Raw genomic sequence first — 17,156 nt, forward strand, 5'->3', positions numbered from 1 at the left:
ATGGCTAGCAAAAACAAGAAGCTGAACCTTAAAGACAAATATCAGTATCTGACGCGTGATATGGCGTGGGAGCCTACCTACGAGAAGCACGAAGACATCTACCCGGATGAGAGTTTTGAAGGCATCAAGATCCTTAACTGGGACCAATGGGAAGATCCGTTCCGCCTGACCATGGATACCTACTGGAAGTATCAGGCTGAGAAGGAAAAGAAGCTTTACGCCATTTTTGATGCGTTTGCCCAGAATAACGGCCAACAGAATATTACAGATGCCCGCTACGTCAACGCTTTAAAGCTGTTCCTTTCCGGCATATCACCCGTTGAATACGCTGCATACCAAGGTTATGCGCGAGTGGGCCGGCAGTTTAGTGGTGCCGGTGCGCGAGTAGCCTGCCAGATGCAAGCGATTGACGAGTTGCGCCATGCGCAAACCCAACAACACGCGATGAGTCACTACAACAAGCACTTCAACGGATTGCACGATGCCTCGTATCAGCACGATCGGGTCTGGTTTCTGTCGGTTCCCAAATCCTTTTTTGATGATGCACGTTCTGCCGGCCCGTTTGAGTTCCTGACTGCAATTTCCTTCTCGTTTGAATACGTGTTGACCAACCTGTTGTTTGTTCCCTTCATGTCTGGTGCCGCCTACAACGGAGATATGGCAACGGTTACATTCGGCTTTTCCGCGCAGTCGGATGAAGCACGCCATATGACGCTGGGTCTTGAGGTCATCAAGTTCATTCTGGAGCAACACGAAGACAACGTGCCCATCATTCAGAAGTGGGTCGACAAGTGGTTCTGGCGCGGTTTTCGCCTGTTGAGCCTGGTAGGCATGATGATGGACTACATGCTGCCCAACAAGGTGATGTCCTGGGCTGAGGCCTGGGAAATGTATTACGAGCAAAGCGGTGGTGCCCTGTTCAAGGATCTTGAGCGTTATGGCATTCGCCCGCCCAAGTATCAGGATGTTGCCAACGCCGCCAAAAATCATTCCAGCCACCAAACCTGGGCCACGTTCTATCAGTACAGCCAGGCGACCAACTTCCACACCTGGATGCCTCAGGAAGACGAGATGGCCTGGTTGTCTGAGAAGTACCCCGAGACTTTCGACAAGTACTACCGTGACCGCTTCGAGCATTGGGACAAGGAGCAAAAGAAAGGGAACCGCTTCTATAACAACACGCTTCCCCAGCTTTGTCAGGTGTGTCAGATACCAAACATTATGACCGAGAAAGACGACCCGACGGTGTTCAGCCATCGCCAGGTCAAGCACGAAGGTGAGCGTTATCACTTCTGTTCGGATGGTTGCTGCGACATTTTCAAGAACGAACCTGAAAAGTACATCCAGGCTTGGCTGCCCGTGCATCAGATTTATCAGGGTAACTGCGGCGGTGCGGACGTAGCGACAGTGGTTGAGAAGTATTACCACATCGTTCCTGGCGTCGACAATATGGAATATCTCGGCTCGCCCGATCACCAGCGCTGGCTGGATATCAAAGGTCTGAAGCCCCTCTCGACAAGTCGTCAAAAGAAAACGGCCGCCTGACCGGGTTTGCCCGCCCTCCTGGCTGGAGCCAGGGCGGGCCTTGTATAACAAAAAGGAGTGCACCATGAGTGTTAACGCTATTTCCGAGTATCACGCAGAACCCAAAGACCGCGTCGAGAATTTCAATGGCATGCAGTTGCTTTACGTCTATTGGCCTCATCACCTGATGTTCTGCGCCCCTTTCGCGATGTTGGTAGCGCCGGATATGACCTTCGGTGCTTTTGTGGACGAACTGCTCAAACCTGCGGTTGCGGGGCACCCGGATTCTGAAACCGCGGATTTCCTGAGTGCGCAGTGGCGGCTTAACGAGGAAGCATTCACGCCGGACCTCGCGGCCACACTGATCGCCAATGGTATTGACCACAAGAGCATGCTGACCGTAACCACACCGGGCCTGGAAGGTATCCAGGGTTCTGCATCCTGAGGACTGAGTGATGAGCTATACCGTTACCATCGAACCGATTGGCGAACAGATTGAAGTTGAAGATGGCCAGACTATCCTGCAGGCCGCACTGCGCCACGGTGTGTGGTTACCGTTTGCCTGCGGTCACGGAACCTGCGCGACCTGCAAAGTCCAGGTGATCGACGGTGATGTGGATGTGGGTGAAGCCTCACCCTTTGCGCTGATGGACAGCGAGCGTGAGGAAGGCAAGGTTCTGGCCTGCTGCGCCACCCTTGAAAGTGACGTCACCATCGAAGCGGATATTGATGTGGATGAGGACTTTGAGGGCTATCCAGTTGAGGATTATCAGGCCACCGTTATGGAAGTCGTCGACCTGTCGCCGACCATCAAAGGTGTGCATCTTAAGCTCGACCGGGCGATGACCTTTCAGGCTGGCCAGTACATCAACATCGAGCTGCCTGGCGTCGAGGGACCCAGAGCCTTTTCCCTGGCTAATCCTCCCAGTCGCTCAGATGAGGTGGAACTGCATGTTCGGCTGGTCGAAGGCGGGGCAGCGACAACCTATGTTCATCATCAGCTCAAAGTAGGCGACACCTTGAGCCTGTCTGGTCCTTACGGGCAGTTTTTCGTACGCAGCTCGCAGCCGGGCGACCTTATATTTATTGCCGGCGGCTCAGGGCTTTCCAGTCCTCAGTGCATGATTCTGGACCTGCTGGAACAGGGTGACGAGCGCAAAATCGTGTTGTTCCAGGGCGCCCGCAATATGGACGAACTCTATAACCGTGAGCTCTTCGAAGCACTGGATCGTGACCATGAAAACTTCACCTATGTTCCAGCCCTGAGCCAGGCGGAAGGCGACGCCAGTTGGCAGGGCTTCAAGGGCTATGTGCACGATGCCGCGAAAGCATATTTTGACCACCGTTTTTCCGGTCTGAAAGCCTATCTCTGCGGGCCTCCTCCGATGATTGATGCTGCCATCACCGCACTGATGCAGGGCCGCCTGTTCGAGCGGGACATTTTCATGGAGAAATTCCTCACGGCGGCCGACGGAGCAGAAGATGCACAGCGTTCTGCCCTGTTCAAAAAGATATAAGCGAGGCCAGTCATGGGAGAGACGTATCAGGTCACTGAGCAACGCAGCGGTCAGACGTTCCGATGTAAAGCCGGCCAAAGCGTCCTCAAAGCCATGGAGCAGCAGGGGCTGAAGTGCGTGCCGGTAGGCTGCAGGGGCGGCGGTTGTGGCTTCTGCAAGATCACTGTGCTCAACGGCGATTTTGAGTGTGGAAAGATGAGCCGGGTGCATGTCCCCCCGGGAGCAATTGGAGAGGGTGAGGTGCTGGCCTGCCGCATCTACCCACTGGGCAATCTGATTATTGAATGCCGTCCGCAACCTGCGGGCAGGCTCGCGAGCGAGCACACAACAACAAAAGTACTGAGGTAAGCATCATGAAGAAGGGTGTAATGCGTCCCGGCCACGTTCAGATCCGTGTTCTCGATATGGATGAGGCCGTCAAACATTATAAGGACCTTTTGGGCCTTATCGAAATGGACCGTGATGACCAGGGCCGCGTGTACCTGAAGGGCTGGACGGAAGTGGACAAGTTCTCCGTCGTCCTTAGGGAAGCTGACGAGCCTGGCATGGACTTTATGGGCTTTAAATGCCTCAACGAAGACGTGCTGGGCCAGTTGCGCAGTGAACTCATCGAGCGTGGCTGCGAGGTTGAAGATATCCCTGCGGGCGAACTGAGAGATTGTGGGCGGCGGGTTCGTTTTATTGCGCCTACGGGCCATGCCTTTGAACTCTACGCCACCAAAAAGCAGACCGGTAAATGGGGCGTAGGCAATCACAACCCGGAAGCTTGGCCGCGCGGCCTTGAGGGTATAAAGGCAACACGCTTTGACCACTGCCTGCTCTATGGCCCGAACCTGGATGAAACTCTGGATCTGTTCCGGGATGTGCTCGGTTTTGACTTGGCAGAACAGGTCATTGCGCCTGATGGCAAGCGGGTTGCTCAGTTTTTGACGGTCAGTACCAAGGCTCATGATATCGCGTTTATTCATCACGAAGAGCCGGGCAAATTTCACCACGCGTCGTTTTTCCTGGAGACCTGGCAGGATGTTCTCAAGGCGGCAGATCTGCTGTCCATGACAGACACCTCCATTGATATTGGCCCGACCCGTCACGGCCTCACCCATGGCCAGACCATCTACTTCTTTGACCCCTCCGGTAACCGAAATGAAGTGTTTGCAGGCGGTGATTACCACTACCCGGACCACGAACCGGTGACCTGGGATGCAGAAGAACTGGGCAAGGCCATCTTCTACCACGACCGGGTTCTGAACGAGCGCTTCCTGACGGTTCTGACGTGAATCTCCTTTGGTTTAACAGGGCATAGCAGCAATGAAAGAAATCAAGCACTACATCAACGGGCAATACGTGGGTTCGGCCGGTGGCCGGCTGTTCGACAACGTTAACCCGGCTACCGGCAAAGTGATCGCCAAGGTTCACGAAGCCGGGCGAGAGGAAGTGGATGCGGCCGTGCAGGCGGCGAAAGCTGCCCTGCGTGGCCCTTGGGGCAAAATGACCCTGGATCAACGCGGTGCCATTCTGCACAAGGTGGCGGACGGTATTAACGCGCGTTTCGACGAGTTTCTGAACGCCGAATGCCTGGATACCGGCAAGCCGAAATCTATGGCCAGCCACATCGACATTCCCCGGGGTGCGGCGAACTTCAAAGTGTTCGCGGACATGGTCAAGAGCGTGCCCACGGAATCGTTTGAAATGCCAACGCCGGATGGCACCGGAGCAATTAACTACGCGGTACGTCGGCCTAAAGGTGTGATTGGGGTGATCAGCCCCTGGAACCTGCCGTTGCTGCTGATGACCTGGAAAGTGGGGCCGGCCCTGGCGTGCGGTAACACGGTTGTGGTCAAGCCTTCGGAAGAAACGCCGACGACGACGGCGTTGCTGGGGGAGGTAATGAAAGACGCCGGCGTTCCGGATGGCGTATTCAACGTGGTTCACGGTTTCGGCGGCGACTCCGCGGGCTCCTTCCTGACCGAACACCCTCTGGTGGATGGTTTTACCTTTACCGGTGAAACCGGCACGGGCGAAGTCATCATGAAATCTGCGGCCAGGGGCATTCGTGACATTTCCCTGGAATTGGGGGGCAAGAATGCCGGGCTGGTGTTCGCTGATTGCGATATGGACAAGGCGATTGAGGGCACCATGCGCTCCGCGTTTGTCAACTGCGGTCAGGTATGCCTGGGCACAGAGCGGGTCTATGTCGAGCGTCCGATCTTTGATGAGTTTGTAGCCCGACTTAAAGCCGGTGCTGAAGAGCTCAAAGTTGGTCCTCCCAACGACCCCGAGGCCGATATGGGGCCTCTGGTCAGTCTCAAGCACCGGGAGAAAGTTCTGTCCTTCTATCAGAAAGCGGTGGATGACGGCGCGACGGTCGTCACCGGTGGTGGTGTGCCGGATATGCCGGAAGAACTGGCAGGTGGTGCCTGGATACAGCCTACCATCTGGATCGGCCTGGCAGATGACTCGGCCGTGGTGACCGACGAAATTTTCGGCCCCTGTTGCCACATTCGCCCCTTCGACACCGAAGAGGAAGCCATCGAGCTTGCCAACAGCCTTCCTTACGGGCTCGCATCTGCGATCTGGAGTGAAAACATCACTCGCGCCCACCGTGTTGCGGGCCAGATTGAAGCCGGAATTATCTGGGTGAACAGCTGGTTCCTACGGGATTTACGCACCTCGTTCGGTGGCAGCAAACAGTCGGGTATTGGCCGTGAGGGTGGTGTGCACTCCCTGGAGTTCTACACCGAGATGAAAAACATCTGCGTCAAGCTATGAGGCGGGTATGACGGTGAACGTGGCAACCACAACCAGCCCCGAGATTGGTCGCGAAATTGTCGCGGCGGGTTACCGGACGAATCTGCACGACGAGGGTGACGGCTTCCCGGCCATGCTGATCCACGGTTCCGGTCCCGGGGTAACTGCCTGGGCGAACTGGCGGCTGGTCATTCCAGAGCTGGCCCGCCAGCGCAGAGTAGTAGCACCGGACATGCTGGGGTTTGGCTACAGCGAGCGCCCGGAAGATCAGTTCTACAGCCGGGACCGATGGGTCGACCACGCGGTGGGGGTAATGGATGAATTGGGTTTAAAGCGGGTGGATCTGATCGGTAACTCCTTTGGCGGTGGGATTGCCCTGGCTCTGGCAATTCGGTACCCCGAACGGGTTCGCCGGCTGGTACTCATGGGCAGCGTAGGGGTGAGTTTTCCGATCACCCGGGGGCTGGATGAAGTGTGGGGCTACCAACCGTCCTTTGAATCCATGCGCCAGCTTCTGGACACCTTTGCCTTTGATCGGAATCTGGTGAATGACGAGTTGGCCGAGTTGCGCTATTTGGCCAGCATCCGCCCCGGTTTTCAGGAGTCATTTGCCGCTATGTTTCCGGCGCCACGCCAACGTTGGGTGGATCGCCTGGCCAGCCCGGAAGCGGACATTCGTGCCTTGCCCCACGAAGCGCTGGTCATCCACGGCCGTGAAGACCAGGTGATTCCTGTTCAGGCGTCCCTGACACTCGCAAACTGGATCGATCGATCCCAGCTTCATGTCTTTGGCCGATGTGGTCACTGGACTCAGATTGAACACGCCAATCGCTTTGCGCGATTGGTCAACGATTTTCTCAGCGAAGCCGACGCTATGGCTTCAGGAGCACATTAATGGAACAGAAACGAATCCAGGAACTGGGTGACGAACTTTACCAGGCCATGCTGGCCCGCGAAGCCGTTGATCCACTCACCAGTCGCGGCGAAGACATCACCATCACCGACGCTTACCACATATCCCTGCGCATGTTGGAGCGTCGGCTGGCCGCCGGAGCGTCGGTAATCGGCAAGAAAATCGGGGTGACCAGCGAGGCGGTGCAGAACATGCTCAACGTGCACCAACCGGATTTTGGCTATCTGACCGATGACATGGTGTTCAATAGCGGCGAAGTCATGCCCATCAGCGACCGGTTGATCGCGCCTCGGGCCGAAGGCGAGATTGCTTTTATCCTGAAGAAAGACCTGATCGGGCCGGGTGTGACCAACGCCGATGTGTTGGCCGCTACCGAGTGTGTGATGCCCTGTTTCGAGATTGTCGACTCCCGTATCCGTGACTGGAAAATCGCGATTCAGGACACCATTGCTGACAACGCCTCCTGCGGCCTGTTTGTGCTGGGTGACCAGGCCGTCTCACCGCGCAAAGTGGATCTGGTGACCTGCGGCATGGTGGTTGAAAAGAACGGTGCCGTGCTGAGCGCCGGGGCCGGTGCTGCCGCTTTGGGTTCGCCAGTGAACTGCGTTACCTGGCTTGCCAACACGCTGGGCGAGTTTGGTATTCCGCTAAAAGCCGGTGAAGTCATTCTCTCCGGTTCGTTGGTGCCACTGGAGCCGGTCAAGGCCGGAGATTATATGCGCGTGGACATCGGCGGCATTGGCAGCGCCTCCGTGCGCTTCTCCTGAAGTTAATGAAAGGAGGTAGGTTTATGGCCCGTTTAGAACCGTTACCCGCCCAGGCTAACGAAGAGCTGGGAGAGAAGTTCGCCTTCTTCGAGCGCACGCTGGGTTTCGTTCCCAACAGTTTTCTGGTGATGCAACGTCGCCCGGAGCTCGTCAAGGCAGTGACGACCTTGTCGGCAGCGGTATACGACCCCAAGGGCGAGGTGGATCTTGGATTCAAACGCTTAATCGGCCACGTGGCGAGCGCCGCGGCCGGTTGCCAATACTGCCGTGCCCACACTGCCGTCAGCGCCAGTCGTCACGGTATCCCGGCGGAGAAGCTGGAAGCAGTCTGGGACTTTCACAACAGCGCCCTGTTCAACGAGCGCGAAAAGGTGGCTCTGGAGTTCGCACTGGCCGCCGCATCTCAGCCCAATGGCGTGACCGACGAGTTATTTGAACAGCTGCGCGTTCACTGGAATGAGGGCGAGATCGTAGAACTGCTGAGCGTTGTAGGCTTGTTTGGCTTTTTTAACCGATGGAACGACAGCCTGGCGACGCCTCTGGAGGCGGAGCCAGAGGCAGTCGCCAATGCACACCTGGCTGCCAGCGGCTGGAACGCTGGAAAACATGGCCGTCAGGCCTGGATACGGAACACAGAGGATTAAACGATGGCCAAGAAATTGAAAGCAGCCATCATCGGTTCGGGCAATATAGGCACCGACCTGATGATCAAGGTTCTGCGTAATGGTAAGCACATTGAAATGGGTGTCATGGTGGGAATCGACCCTGAATCCGACGGGTTGGCACGTGCCAGCCGCATGGGTGTTGCGACTACCCATGAAGGGGTGGATGGTCTGGTAAACATGCCGGAATTTGCCGATATCGATATCGTCTTTGACGCCACCTCAGCCAGTGCCCACATGCACAACGAAGTGTTCCTGCGTGGCCATAAGGAGAGCCTGAAGATTGTTGATCTGACACCGGCGGCCATCGGCCCCTACTGTGTTCCGGTCGTCAACCTTGAGCAGAATCTGCAGGAAGGTAATGTCAATATGGTGACCTGTGGCGGCCAAGCCACCATTCCGATGGTGGCAGCAGTGTCACGTATTGCGAAAGTGCACTACGCCGAGATTGTGGCGTCTATTTCCAGCAAGTCTGCCGGTCCTGGTACCCGTGCCAACATTGACGAGTTTACCGAAACTACATCCAGAGCCATTGAGGTGGTTGGAGGAGCCCAAAAGGGCAAGGCAATTATCATCCTGAATCCGGCTGAGCCGCCACTGCTGATGCGGGACACGGTTTACGTATTGTCTGAGGCGGCGGATGAAGCCGAAGTGGAAGCTTCAGTTGAGGAAATGGTGGCTGCGGTTAACAGTTACGTACCTGGCTATCGCCTGAAGCAGAAAGTGCAATTCGACCGGATTCCGGCGGATCAGCCGATCAATGTTCCGGGCCTGGGACGCTTCAGCGGCCTGAAAACCTCCATCTTCCTGGAAGTAGAAGGCGCCGCCCATTATCTTCCGGCCTATGCCGGCAACCTCGACATCATGACCTCTGCAGCACTCGGTACAGCCGAGCGTATTGCCGAGTCGCTGGTCAACTGAGGAGACAGAATCATGACGTTTAATCCCGGAAAAAAACTGTATATCTCCGACGTGACCCTGCGCGATGGAAGCCACGCCATCCGGCACCAGTATTCGATCAAGAACGTGCAGGACATTGCCCGTGCTCTGGACGAGGCCAAAGTTGATAGCATTGAAGTGGCCCACGGTGACGGGCTTCAGGGATCCAGCTTCAACTATGGCTTCGGGGCCCACACCGATCTGGAGTGGATCGAAGCCGTGGCAGAAGTGGTCACCCACGCGAAAATCGCGACGTTGTTGTTGCCTGGCATTGGCACTGTTCACGATCTGGATGCTGCGTATAACGCTGGTGCGCGTGTTGTTCGGGTTGCCACACACTGTACAGAAGCAGATGTGTCACGGCAGCACATCGAACACGCCCGCAAGTTGGGTATGGATACGGTTGGCTTTTTAATGATGAGCCATATGCAGACCCCACAGGGCTTGGCTGAGCAAGCCAAGTTAATGGAGGATTTTGGTGCTACCTGCCTGTATGTCGTGGATTCTGGCGGGGCCATGGGCATGCACGACATTCGCGATCGCTTTCGCGCGCTGAAAGATGTGCTGAAGCCCGAAACGCACACCGGCATGCACGCACACCATAACCTCAGCCTGGGGGTGGCCAACTCCATTGTGGCCGTGGAAGAGGGCTGCGATCGTATTGATGCGAGCCTTGCCGGTATGGGCGCAGGAGCAGGTAACGCACCTCTGGAAGTGTTCGTTGCCGCCGCGGAGCGTATGGGCTGGGAGCATGGTACTGATCTTTACACGCTGATGGATGCGGCCGATGACATTGTGCGCCCGTTGCAGGATCGTCCGGTGCGGGTGGACCGCGAAACCCTGGCGTTGGGTTATGCCGGGGTGTACTCCAGCTTCCTGCGCCATGCCGAAGTGGCGGCGCTGAAGTATGGTCTGAAAGCTGTGGATATTCTGGTAGAGCTCGGCCGCCGCCGCATGGTAGGTGGTCAGGAAGACATGATTGTGGACGTGGCGCTGGACCTTCTGGCCGCCCAAAAGGAGCAAAACGCATGAGTAAGACATTGAGCCGCGAACAGGTTCTGGCCATGGCGGAACACGTCGAAAACGCCGAGTTGCAGGCTTACGATATTACCAAGGTCACCAATGACTACCCGGACATGACCTTTGAGGATGCCTACGACGTACAGTGGGAAATCCGCCGCCGCAAGGAAGGGCGTGGCAACAAAATTGTCGGCTTGAAAATGGGCCTGACCTCTTGGGCCAAGATGGCACAGATGGGTGTGGAAACCCCAATTTATGGATTCCTGGCGGACTACTTTAGCGTGCCCGATGGTGGTGTGGTGAACACCAAGGAGCTGATCCATCCAAAAATCGAAGCCGAGATTGCCTTTGTCACCAAGGCTCCCCTGAAAGGTCCGGGTTGCCATATCGGTGATGTACTGGCGGCCACCGATTTTGTGATTCCGGCGGTAGAGGTGATCGACTCCCGCTATAAGGACTTCAAGTTTGATCTGGTGAGCGTGGTGGCTGATAACGCTTCGTCCACCCGGTTTATTACCGGTGGCCAGATGGCCGACGTGGCGGAGTTGGATCTGAAGACGCTGGGTGTGGTGGTCGAGAAAAACGGTGAAGTGGTTGATGTCGGTGCCGGCGCATCGGTATTGGGTCATCCGGCGTCCAGCGTGGCGATGCTGGCGAACCTGTTGGCCGAGCGGGGCGAACATATCCCGGCGGGCACCTTCATCATGACGGGCGGCATTACCGCCGCCATCTCGGTAGAGCCCGGTGACAACATCACTGTGCGTTATCAGGGCCTGGGTACAGTGTCTGCCCGCTTCGAGTAAGGAGGGTGTATGCCGATTGCCCAGTTGTATGTCATTGAAGGCAGGACGGACGAGCAGAAAGAAACTCTGATCCGGGAAGTGAGTGAAGCCATGGCTCGCTCTCTGGACGCACCTATCGAACGTATCCGGGTGATGATTACCGAGATGCCGAAACAGCACTTCGGGATAGCCGGCCAGTCGGCGAAAAAGATGGGGCGTTAGCCGACAAGGTGTTGGCACATGGACGGGCTACAGCCCCCTGCGTCAGAAGGAGATAGCCGGTATTACGTCAGTGGGATTGCGCAGGTCTTGCTGGTATTTAATCATCTTAAACCGGATGATTGAAGAAATTGCATAAAGAGGCCTGTATACCATGCTCAGCATACTCATGATCGGCGCAGGGGGTATTGGCGGCTATTACGGTGCGCGGCTGGCTGAGGCGGGCCACCGGGTTGTTCTTACGGCTCGTGGCGCGCACCTCACTGCCCTGCAGACAAAGGGCCTAGAGGTTCACTATGAAGGGCGGCTGATAAAATGCCACATCCCGGCCGTTGATCATGCTGCACTGATAAAAAACTACCAGCCCTGCGATTTCGATGTCATTGCCATTGCTCTCAAATCCACCGCGACAGAAGCGGTGCTGGATGAGCTTGGCCCCTGGCTGGCGCAAAGTGATGTGCCGGTTTTGTCGTTGCAAAATGGTGTGGACAACGAGCCCATGATCGCGCAGGTGCTTGGCGAAAGCCGTGTTCTGGGCGGGTTAGCGGTTCGCATCGGTGGCCATATCGTTGAGCCAGGTGTGGTTGAGGCAGAAGGTGTTGCCCAGATTGTTATGGGTGAGTGGCCCTGTGTTCCGGATGAGCAGCACGCCCGTCGCCCGCTTCTGGAAATCCTGCAAAACGCTTTTGAGCAGGCTGGCATTCCTACGACGGTTTCAGATGATATTCGCTACGAGCTCTGGCGCAAGTTGGTGATCAACAACGGCGTCAACCCGATTTCTGCCCTCACTGGGCTGGACACGCAGAGCCTGACCCGACACCCGCAATTCAGCCGGATTGTGTATGGCATGATGGCGGAGACAGCCGCCGCGGCAAAGGCTGACGGCCTGGAGCTTGGCAAGGCGGATGTCGACGAGATGTTCGGGCTGATCAGCAGCTTTAATGCGATCAAAACATCGATGCTGGTTGATAAGGAAAAAGGCCGCCCCCTGGAATTGGACAGTATTGCAGGGGCGGTGCTTCGTCGTTCCAGAGAGCTTGGTATCGATGCACCTTACACCGCTACTGTGAATGCTCTTCTTGAACATGGCCTGGGCTAGCGGTCCGTCAGCTTGATTTCGATACGCCGGTTTTTCTGCAGTGCCTCGGGTGTTGTGCCCTCTGCAACGGGAAAGAACTCGCCAAATCCTGCAGCGACCATCCGGTTTTGTGGCACGTTCTGGTTCGCAAGATAGCGGACTACTGCTACCGCCCGGGCGGTTGATAGTTCCCAGTTGGAAGGGAACTGGGGGGTGTTGATCGGGATCAGGTCGGTATGGCCGTCAATGCGCAGAATCCAGTCCAGGTCGTCGGGGATTGTTTTAACGACATCGAGCAACACGCCGGCCAGCTTGTCGAGCTCGCGCTTGCCTGCGTCGCCCAACTGGGCTGAGCCGGAGGCGAACAGCAGTTCGGATGGCAGCAGGAAGCGGTCGCCGACAATGCGGATATTTTCATTGGCGGCCAGAATGTTCCGCAACCGTGAGAAAAATTCGGACTGATACTGCTCCAGTTGGTTGATGCGCTCTGCCAGCAGTGTGTTGAGGCGTCGGCTGACATTTTCCAGTTCGTCTTCCTTGTCGACGGTCATCTCTTTTTGCAGTTTCAGCGCAGCGGTTATCTGTCGCAGTTGGTTCTGGAGTGATGCAATCTGATTGGAAAGCCGCAGGATCATGTTCTGCTGGCTGGCAGAAAGCTCGTCCTTGTCATCCAGCTCCTGGTTCATGTTCGCGAGTCTTTCAGTCCGCGCTTCGGCGTCGGCGGTTAGTTGCATCAACTGGTTGCGGGAGGCATTCAGCCGATCCTGCAGGTCTTCGTTCTGGGCCAGGCTGTCGCTGAAGTTGCTCTGAACGGTGAGCATTTGTTGCTCCAGAGCTTCTGTTTTGCTCTGTTCCAGCCCCAATAACTGAGATATCTCATTCAGTCGCTGGTTTAATCGAGCCAGCTCAGAGTTGCGGTCAGACAGCGTCTGAGACAGAAAAAGCTGGCTGACCACGTAAATCAGCAGCATGAAAATCACCAGCATGAGCAGGGCGGAGAGCGCGTCTACGTACCCCGGCCAGACGTTGGTGGTGCTTCGGCTCCGGCGTCTGGATCCGATCATGGCTGGTGTTCATTGCTGGTAAATGGGTCCAACAAGTTGGTCACGCCGGTCAGCCATTCTTCCAGCCCATCGTAGAAACGGTTCTGGGCATGGCCGGCCTGGATATCAAGAAAGCCCAGAATCAGTGAGCCACCAAGGCCGAGCAGTGACGAACTGAATGCCGTCCCCATGCCCTGCAAGGGCGTCAGCAACCCCGTCTGAAGATCCGCAAATACCTTGCCGAAGTCGCCCTGGCCCATATCCAGGTTGGTAATGACCTCGCCAACGGCATTGATGGTGCCCAACAACCCCCAGAAGGTGCCGAGAAGGCCAAGAAAAACCAATAGATTGATAAAGTAGCGTGTGATTTCACGCTGCTCGTCCATCCGGGAGTGAATGCCATCCAGAACCGTTCGGAGGGACATGGTCGAGAGCGTGAAACGGTCACGCTTCGACTCTTCACCCAGCTGCCGGGCCAGTGGCTTGAGCAAGCGGGGTTCTTCCAACACTGACAGGCCTGAATGGCCGGTGCGGAACTGGGCAATCCAGCGCAGCTCAGGGAACAACACGAATACCTGGCGATAGGTGAGGCCGATGCCGACAATCAGAACGCCAACAATTAACAGGTTGAAGACCCAGTTCGCCATAAATGCGGTGGCCAAGGGCTTGTGGACCAACACGCCGACGACAACAACAACCGCCAGAAAAAAGGTCATCCAGAAAAGGGTGTGTTTTGGATTACTCATGAAAAAAGCCAGCCTTTTGAGATGTTCTTCAAAACGTTAGCACAGACTGGCGGAACTTGGGGCTTAATTGGCGGAAGAATATATGACAGAGCGTTCCCCGGCGGGACAAACCGCCGCGCCGGGGGTTATTCATCCAGATTTCAGCCTTGCTGCAGCGCCTGAACCATCGCTTTGGCCGCGCCTTCGGATGAGGCCGGGTTTTGACCAGTAATCAGCTTGCCATCCACAACAATGTGTGGAGCCCAGTCGTCACCCTTGGAGTAGGTTGCGGTATTTTCCTTCAGCATGTCTTCGAGCAGAAAAGGTACGATTGATGCGAGACCAACTGCTTCCTCTTCGCTGTTGCTGAAGCCGGTGACTTGGCGACCACCAACCAGGTTCTGCCCCGGTTTGATCTCGACATTTTTAAAAACAGCGGGTGCGTGGCAGACGGCGCCGATAACTTTGCCTTGCTCGTAAGCGGCTTTGATCAGAGCGACAGATTTTTCATCGTTCACCAAGTCCCACATAGGGCCATGGCCACCCGGGTAGAAGACCGCATCAAACCCGTTCATATCGACATCGCTGAGTTTTTTCGTGCTGGCGAGCGATTCTTTGGCGTGTGCATCCTCCTGAAAACGGCGGGTAGTGTCTGTGAGCGCTTCGTCGGCTTCGCTGTTGGGGTCAACTGGTGGCTTGCCGCCTTTAGGTGATGCGATGGTGATATTTGCACCTGCGTCGCGGAATACATAATAGGGCGCAGTGAATTCTTCCAGCCAAAAGCCGGTTTTATGGCCAGTGTCGCCCATCTGGTCGTGGGAAGTCAGAACCATGAGAATGTTCATAGTGCGCGTCCTTTTCGTTGAGTAGTAAAAGTCACCTGTTTTACCAGACTTGTTACCTTCTCTGGTGCTGCTAATCCGATAATTCAACCATTGGAATATGCGTCTGTTTACGTAACCGAAGCGGTCACAGATCTGAGAGCGTCTATACTGCATACAGGTTGCTTTCGATAGATTGATTAGAGAGGGCGAGGGAATGCTTGTTGAGAGGTGATAAATAATGCGAGCACTGACTGCCGTCTTGCTGGTGGCGATGTCTCTTGCCGTGAGTGCTCAGCAAGGCACCGAAACCGTTCGTGCCCTCACAGTTACGGTGGGCGCCAATCATGCTCCGCCTTATCGAATTATTGAAGGCGGGCCACCCTCAGGCCTCTACGTAGAAATTTTCAAGGAAATCACGGATCGGCTGGGCTGGAACACCCATTATCGTGAAGCTCCTTTCCGGCGGGTCCTGAAATTGATTCAGCAGGGCGAGGTAGATGTCATGCTTGGCGCCCTGAAGACGTCGGAGAGAGATGAACTGATGGCGTTTGTTGCGCCGGCCTTTCCGCCGGAGCGCAGACTGTTTTTGTATCATAACGACGCCAACCGTATTGAACGTTATGCGGATCTTTACGGGAAAACCATTGGGGTACTGGAGGGTTCCAGTTACTTCACGCGGTTTGATAACGATGAGCAGCTGCGTAAAGAAGCCGCCCCGCGGTATGAAAACCTGGTGCTTATGATGGAAAAAGGCAGGGTGGATGTTGTTGTTGCCCCGGAACTTATAGGGATGTATTCGGTTCGTGAGCTTGGCCTGCCGGTCAACGTGTCTCCATTTTACATGCCCGGTGAGCGTTCCTGGATCGCAGTTGCCAAAACGTCGCCGGTGCTGGAATATTCAGACGACATACGCGCTGCGCTCAAGCTGATAGAATCTGAGGGTATATACGAAGATCTGATAGTGAAGTATATGGATCAGTACGCCCGATGAACCCGCAAGGTAGTCCGGTCCTTTTAGCTTACTTGGCCGAAATACACGCTTCTCCGTTCCGGGAACCAGGATGATCGCTCGTTTTTCAGCTTTCAGGAAAACACGGTATATGACTGTCAGCTTGCTCGCCCCTTTGCTGATAGTCGTTATTGTGTTCTGTAGATCCGGAGTGGCGGAGCCTCTGTGTAAAACACTCACGGTGAGCGGCAATCCGGAGTACCCGCCACTGCTATGGGAGGCTCCTGGAAATTCGGGGCAGCTTACGGGTGCTGCAACGGCTTTGCTGCAGGAAATTCTTGAAACTATGGGTGTGGAGCTCCAGGTTCGGAATCTCGGCTCTTGGGCACGCGTCCAGCGCCTGGCAAGGGTGGGTGAGCTTGATATGATTGCCGGTGCTTTCATCACATCAGAGCGTATCCGGTATATGGATTATCTGTTGCCGCCTTTTATCCATCTTCCGACCGCCGTCTGGGTGCCCAAAGATCGGGTGTTTGAGTATCGACACTGGCCCGATCTGGTTGGAAAACAGGGAGGCACGCTAATCAACAACAGTTTTGGGCAAGGCTTTGATCGCTATGCGGCAAAAAATCTGGAGATTATGGGGGTCAGAACTATTGAACAATCGTTTGAGATGGCCTTGGCCGGGCGAGTGGATTACGTTTTGTATGAGCGCTTGCAGGGTCAGGTAAAACTCCAGCGTATTGGGCTGGCAGAAGAATTTTTATCTCTGGACGTGCCCGTCAGCAACGAAGGGCTTTTCTTCACGTTTTTCAAGAACTCGCCATGCAACACGTTTGAATTCCGTGAGCGCATTGCAGATCTCCTGTATATACTGACTCTTTCAGGGCGCATGGATGAAATTATCAGTGAATACACGACCCGCTACATGTTCTCGCAGCCTCAGTAGCTGTTGGGAGCTTTTTTTAAACCCGTCAGAGAGTTCTTGTCAGCATGGCAATCTGGACCCGCAAACCGGACCTTGAGTACCTCGCTAAGGCCAGCGCTAACACTGCAGTCAGCCACATGGGTATTGAGTACACCGAGATTGGTGATGATTACGTGACAGGCCGCATACCGGTCGATGAGCGCACGGTTCAGCCGTTCGGCATCCTTCATGGCGGGGCATCGGTAGTGCTGGCCGAGACGTTAGGCAGCATGGCCGCCAACTGTTGCCTGAAAGATCCGAATACCGTTGCTGTGGGGCTCGAAATCAACGCCAACCACATTCGCCCTGCCACCCAAGGCTGGGTTTATGGAACGGCCAGGCCCATCCATATTGGCAGTGCGACTCAGGTGTGGGAAATCCGCATGGAAAATGAGGAAGGCAAAACGACCTGTATCTCCCGCCTGACGATGGCGGTGACACGACGGCCTTAGGCGCTATAGGCAGTCATTTGCGTCAGT

20 protein-coding genes are annotated in these 17,156 nt (G+C 55.6%); 17 read left to right on the forward strand and 3 right to left on the reverse strand.

Going from position 1 to position 17,156, the window contains the following annotated elements; translation table 11 throughout:
• The 14 genes from FFI90_RS13455 to FFI90_RS13520 all read left to right on the forward strand — a co-directional run bounded on the left by FFI90_RS13455 (window position 1) and on the right by FFI90_RS13520 (window position 12,190).
• Window positions 1–1,545: an aromatic/alkene/methane monooxygenase hydroxylase/oxygenase subunit alpha gene (locus tag FFI90_RS13455; protein ID WP_144778575.1), complete on the forward strand. Its 1,545-nt coding sequence runs from the start codon at window positions 1–3 to the stop codon at window positions 1,543–1,545.
• Between the two features lie 64 nt (window positions 1,546–1,609).
• Window positions 1,610–1,969 (forward strand): phenol hydroxylase subunit P4, encoded by a 360-nt coding sequence (locus FFI90_RS13460; RefSeq protein ID WP_144778576.1) that lies wholly within the window; start codon window positions 1,610–1,612, stop codon window positions 1,967–1,969.
• Between the two features lie 10 nt (window positions 1,970–1,979).
• Complete coding sequence (locus tag FFI90_RS13465; protein ID WP_144778577.1) at window positions 1,980–3,041, forward strand: NADH:ubiquinone reductase (Na(+)-transporting) subunit F; 1,062 nt, start codon at window positions 1,980–1,982, stop codon at window positions 3,039–3,041.
• A gap of 12 nt (window positions 3,042–3,053) precedes the next feature.
• Window positions 3,054–3,389, forward strand: coding sequence for a 2Fe-2S iron-sulfur cluster-binding protein (locus FFI90_RS13470; RefSeq protein WP_144778578.1), 336 nt, complete (start codon window positions 3,054–3,056; stop codon window positions 3,387–3,389).
• A gap of 5 nt (window positions 3,390–3,394) precedes the next feature.
• The gene (locus FFI90_RS13475) at window positions 3,395–4,318 is read left to right on the forward strand and encodes a catechol 2,3-dioxygenase (RefSeq protein WP_144778579.1); all 924 of its coding nucleotides are present in this window, start codon (window positions 3,395–3,397) and stop codon (window positions 4,316–4,318) included.
• Window positions 4,319–4,349: 31 nt separating this feature from the next.
• Window positions 4,350–5,810, forward strand: coding sequence for a 2-hydroxymuconic semialdehyde dehydrogenase (locus tag FFI90_RS13480; RefSeq protein WP_144778580.1), 1,461 nt, complete (start codon window positions 4,350–4,352; stop codon window positions 5,808–5,810).
• Window positions 5,811–5,817: 7 nt separating this feature from the next.
• Window positions 5,818–6,684, forward strand: coding sequence for an alpha/beta fold hydrolase (locus tag FFI90_RS13485; RefSeq protein ID WP_144778581.1), 867 nt, complete (start codon window positions 5,818–5,820; stop codon window positions 6,682–6,684).
• The gene (gene dmpE / locus FFI90_RS13490) at window positions 6,684–7,469 is read left to right on the forward strand and encodes a 2-oxopent-4-enoate hydratase (protein WP_144778582.1); all 786 of its coding nucleotides are present in this window, start codon (window positions 6,684–6,686) and stop codon (window positions 7,467–7,469) included. The genes FFI90_RS13485 and dmpE overlap by 1 nt, the downstream gene beginning before the upstream one ends.
• 23 nt (window positions 7,470–7,492) lie before the next feature.
• Window positions 7,493–8,113: a carboxymuconolactone decarboxylase family protein gene (locus FFI90_RS13495; RefSeq protein ID WP_144778583.1), complete on the forward strand. Its 621-nt coding sequence runs from the start codon at window positions 7,493–7,495 to the stop codon at window positions 8,111–8,113.
• Between the two features lie 3 nt (window positions 8,114–8,116).
• A complete protein-coding gene (locus tag FFI90_RS13500; RefSeq protein WP_144778584.1) occupies window positions 8,117–9,052 on the forward strand; it encodes an acetaldehyde dehydrogenase (acetylating) in 936 nt (311 codons plus the stop codon).
• A 12-nt stretch (window positions 9,053–9,064) separates the two neighbouring features.
• The gene (dmpG, locus tag FFI90_RS13505) at window positions 9,065–10,102 is read left to right on the forward strand and encodes a 4-hydroxy-2-oxovalerate aldolase (protein WP_144778585.1); all 1,038 of its coding nucleotides are present in this window, start codon (window positions 9,065–9,067) and stop codon (window positions 10,100–10,102) included.
• Window positions 10,099–10,893, forward strand: coding sequence for a 2-oxo-3-hexenedioate decarboxylase (gene dmpH / locus FFI90_RS13510; RefSeq protein ID WP_144778586.1), 795 nt, complete (start codon window positions 10,099–10,101; stop codon window positions 10,891–10,893). The genes dmpG and dmpH overlap by 4 nt, the downstream gene beginning before the upstream one ends.
• Window positions 10,894–10,902: 9 nt before the next feature.
• Window positions 10,903–11,094, forward strand: a complete 192-nt coding sequence (locus FFI90_RS13515; protein WP_144778587.1) for a 2-hydroxymuconate tautomerase — start codon at window positions 10,903–10,905, stop codon at window positions 11,092–11,094.
• 151 nt (window positions 11,095–11,245) lie between these two features.
• Window positions 11,246–12,190 (forward strand): ketopantoate reductase family protein, encoded by a 945-nt coding sequence (locus FFI90_RS13520; RefSeq protein WP_246123586.1) that lies wholly within the window; start codon window positions 11,246–11,248, stop codon window positions 12,188–12,190.
• On the opposite strand, the gene FFI90_RS13525 is transcribed toward FFI90_RS13520, so the two are convergent.
• The 3 genes from FFI90_RS13525 to FFI90_RS13535 all read right to left on the reverse strand — a co-directional run bounded on the left by FFI90_RS13525 (window position 12,187) and on the right by FFI90_RS13535 (window position 14,782).
• On the reverse strand, window positions 12,187–13,233 hold the full coding sequence (locus tag FFI90_RS13525) for a peptidoglycan -binding protein (protein ID WP_144778588.1): 1,047 nt from the start codon (window positions 13,231–13,233) through the stop codon (window positions 12,187–12,189). The genes FFI90_RS13520 and FFI90_RS13525 overlap by 4 nt on opposite strands.
• On the reverse strand, window positions 13,230–13,958 hold the full coding sequence (locus FFI90_RS13530) for a flagellar motor protein MotA (RefSeq protein WP_144778589.1): 729 nt from the start codon (window positions 13,956–13,958) through the stop codon (window positions 13,230–13,232). The genes FFI90_RS13525 and FFI90_RS13530 overlap by 4 nt, the downstream gene beginning before the upstream one ends.
• A gap of 140 nt (window positions 13,959–14,098) precedes the next feature.
• Complete coding sequence (locus FFI90_RS13535; protein WP_144778590.1) at window positions 14,099–14,782, reverse strand: type 1 glutamine amidotransferase domain-containing protein; 684 nt, start codon at window positions 14,780–14,782, stop codon at window positions 14,099–14,101.
• Window positions 14,783–14,999: 217 nt separating this feature from the next.
• Between FFI90_RS13535 and FFI90_RS13540 the strand changes: the two genes are divergently transcribed.
• The 3 genes from FFI90_RS13540 to FFI90_RS13550 all read left to right on the forward strand — a co-directional run bounded on the left by FFI90_RS13540 (window position 15,000) and on the right by FFI90_RS13550 (window position 17,129).
• The gene (locus FFI90_RS13540) at window positions 15,000–15,752 is read left to right on the forward strand and encodes a substrate-binding periplasmic protein (RefSeq protein WP_144778591.1); all 753 of its coding nucleotides are present in this window, start codon (window positions 15,000–15,002) and stop codon (window positions 15,750–15,752) included.
• A gap of 109 nt (window positions 15,753–15,861) precedes the next feature.
• Entirely contained in the window at window positions 15,862–16,659 is a 798-nt protein-coding gene (locus FFI90_RS13545; protein ID WP_144778592.1) for a substrate-binding periplasmic protein, read from the forward strand.
• 44 nt (window positions 16,660–16,703) lie between these two features.
• Complete coding sequence (locus tag FFI90_RS13550) at window positions 16,704–17,129, forward strand: hotdog fold thioesterase (RefSeq protein WP_144778593.1); 426 nt, start codon at window positions 16,704–16,706, stop codon at window positions 17,127–17,129.
• Window positions 17,130–17,156 lie beyond the last annotated feature (27 nt).

Origin of the sequence: Marinobacter maritimus, assembly GCF_007671675.1 — a bacterium.
Taxonomy (GTDB): Bacteria; Pseudomonadota; Gammaproteobacteria; order Pseudomonadales; family Oleiphilaceae; genus Marinobacter; species Marinobacter maritimus.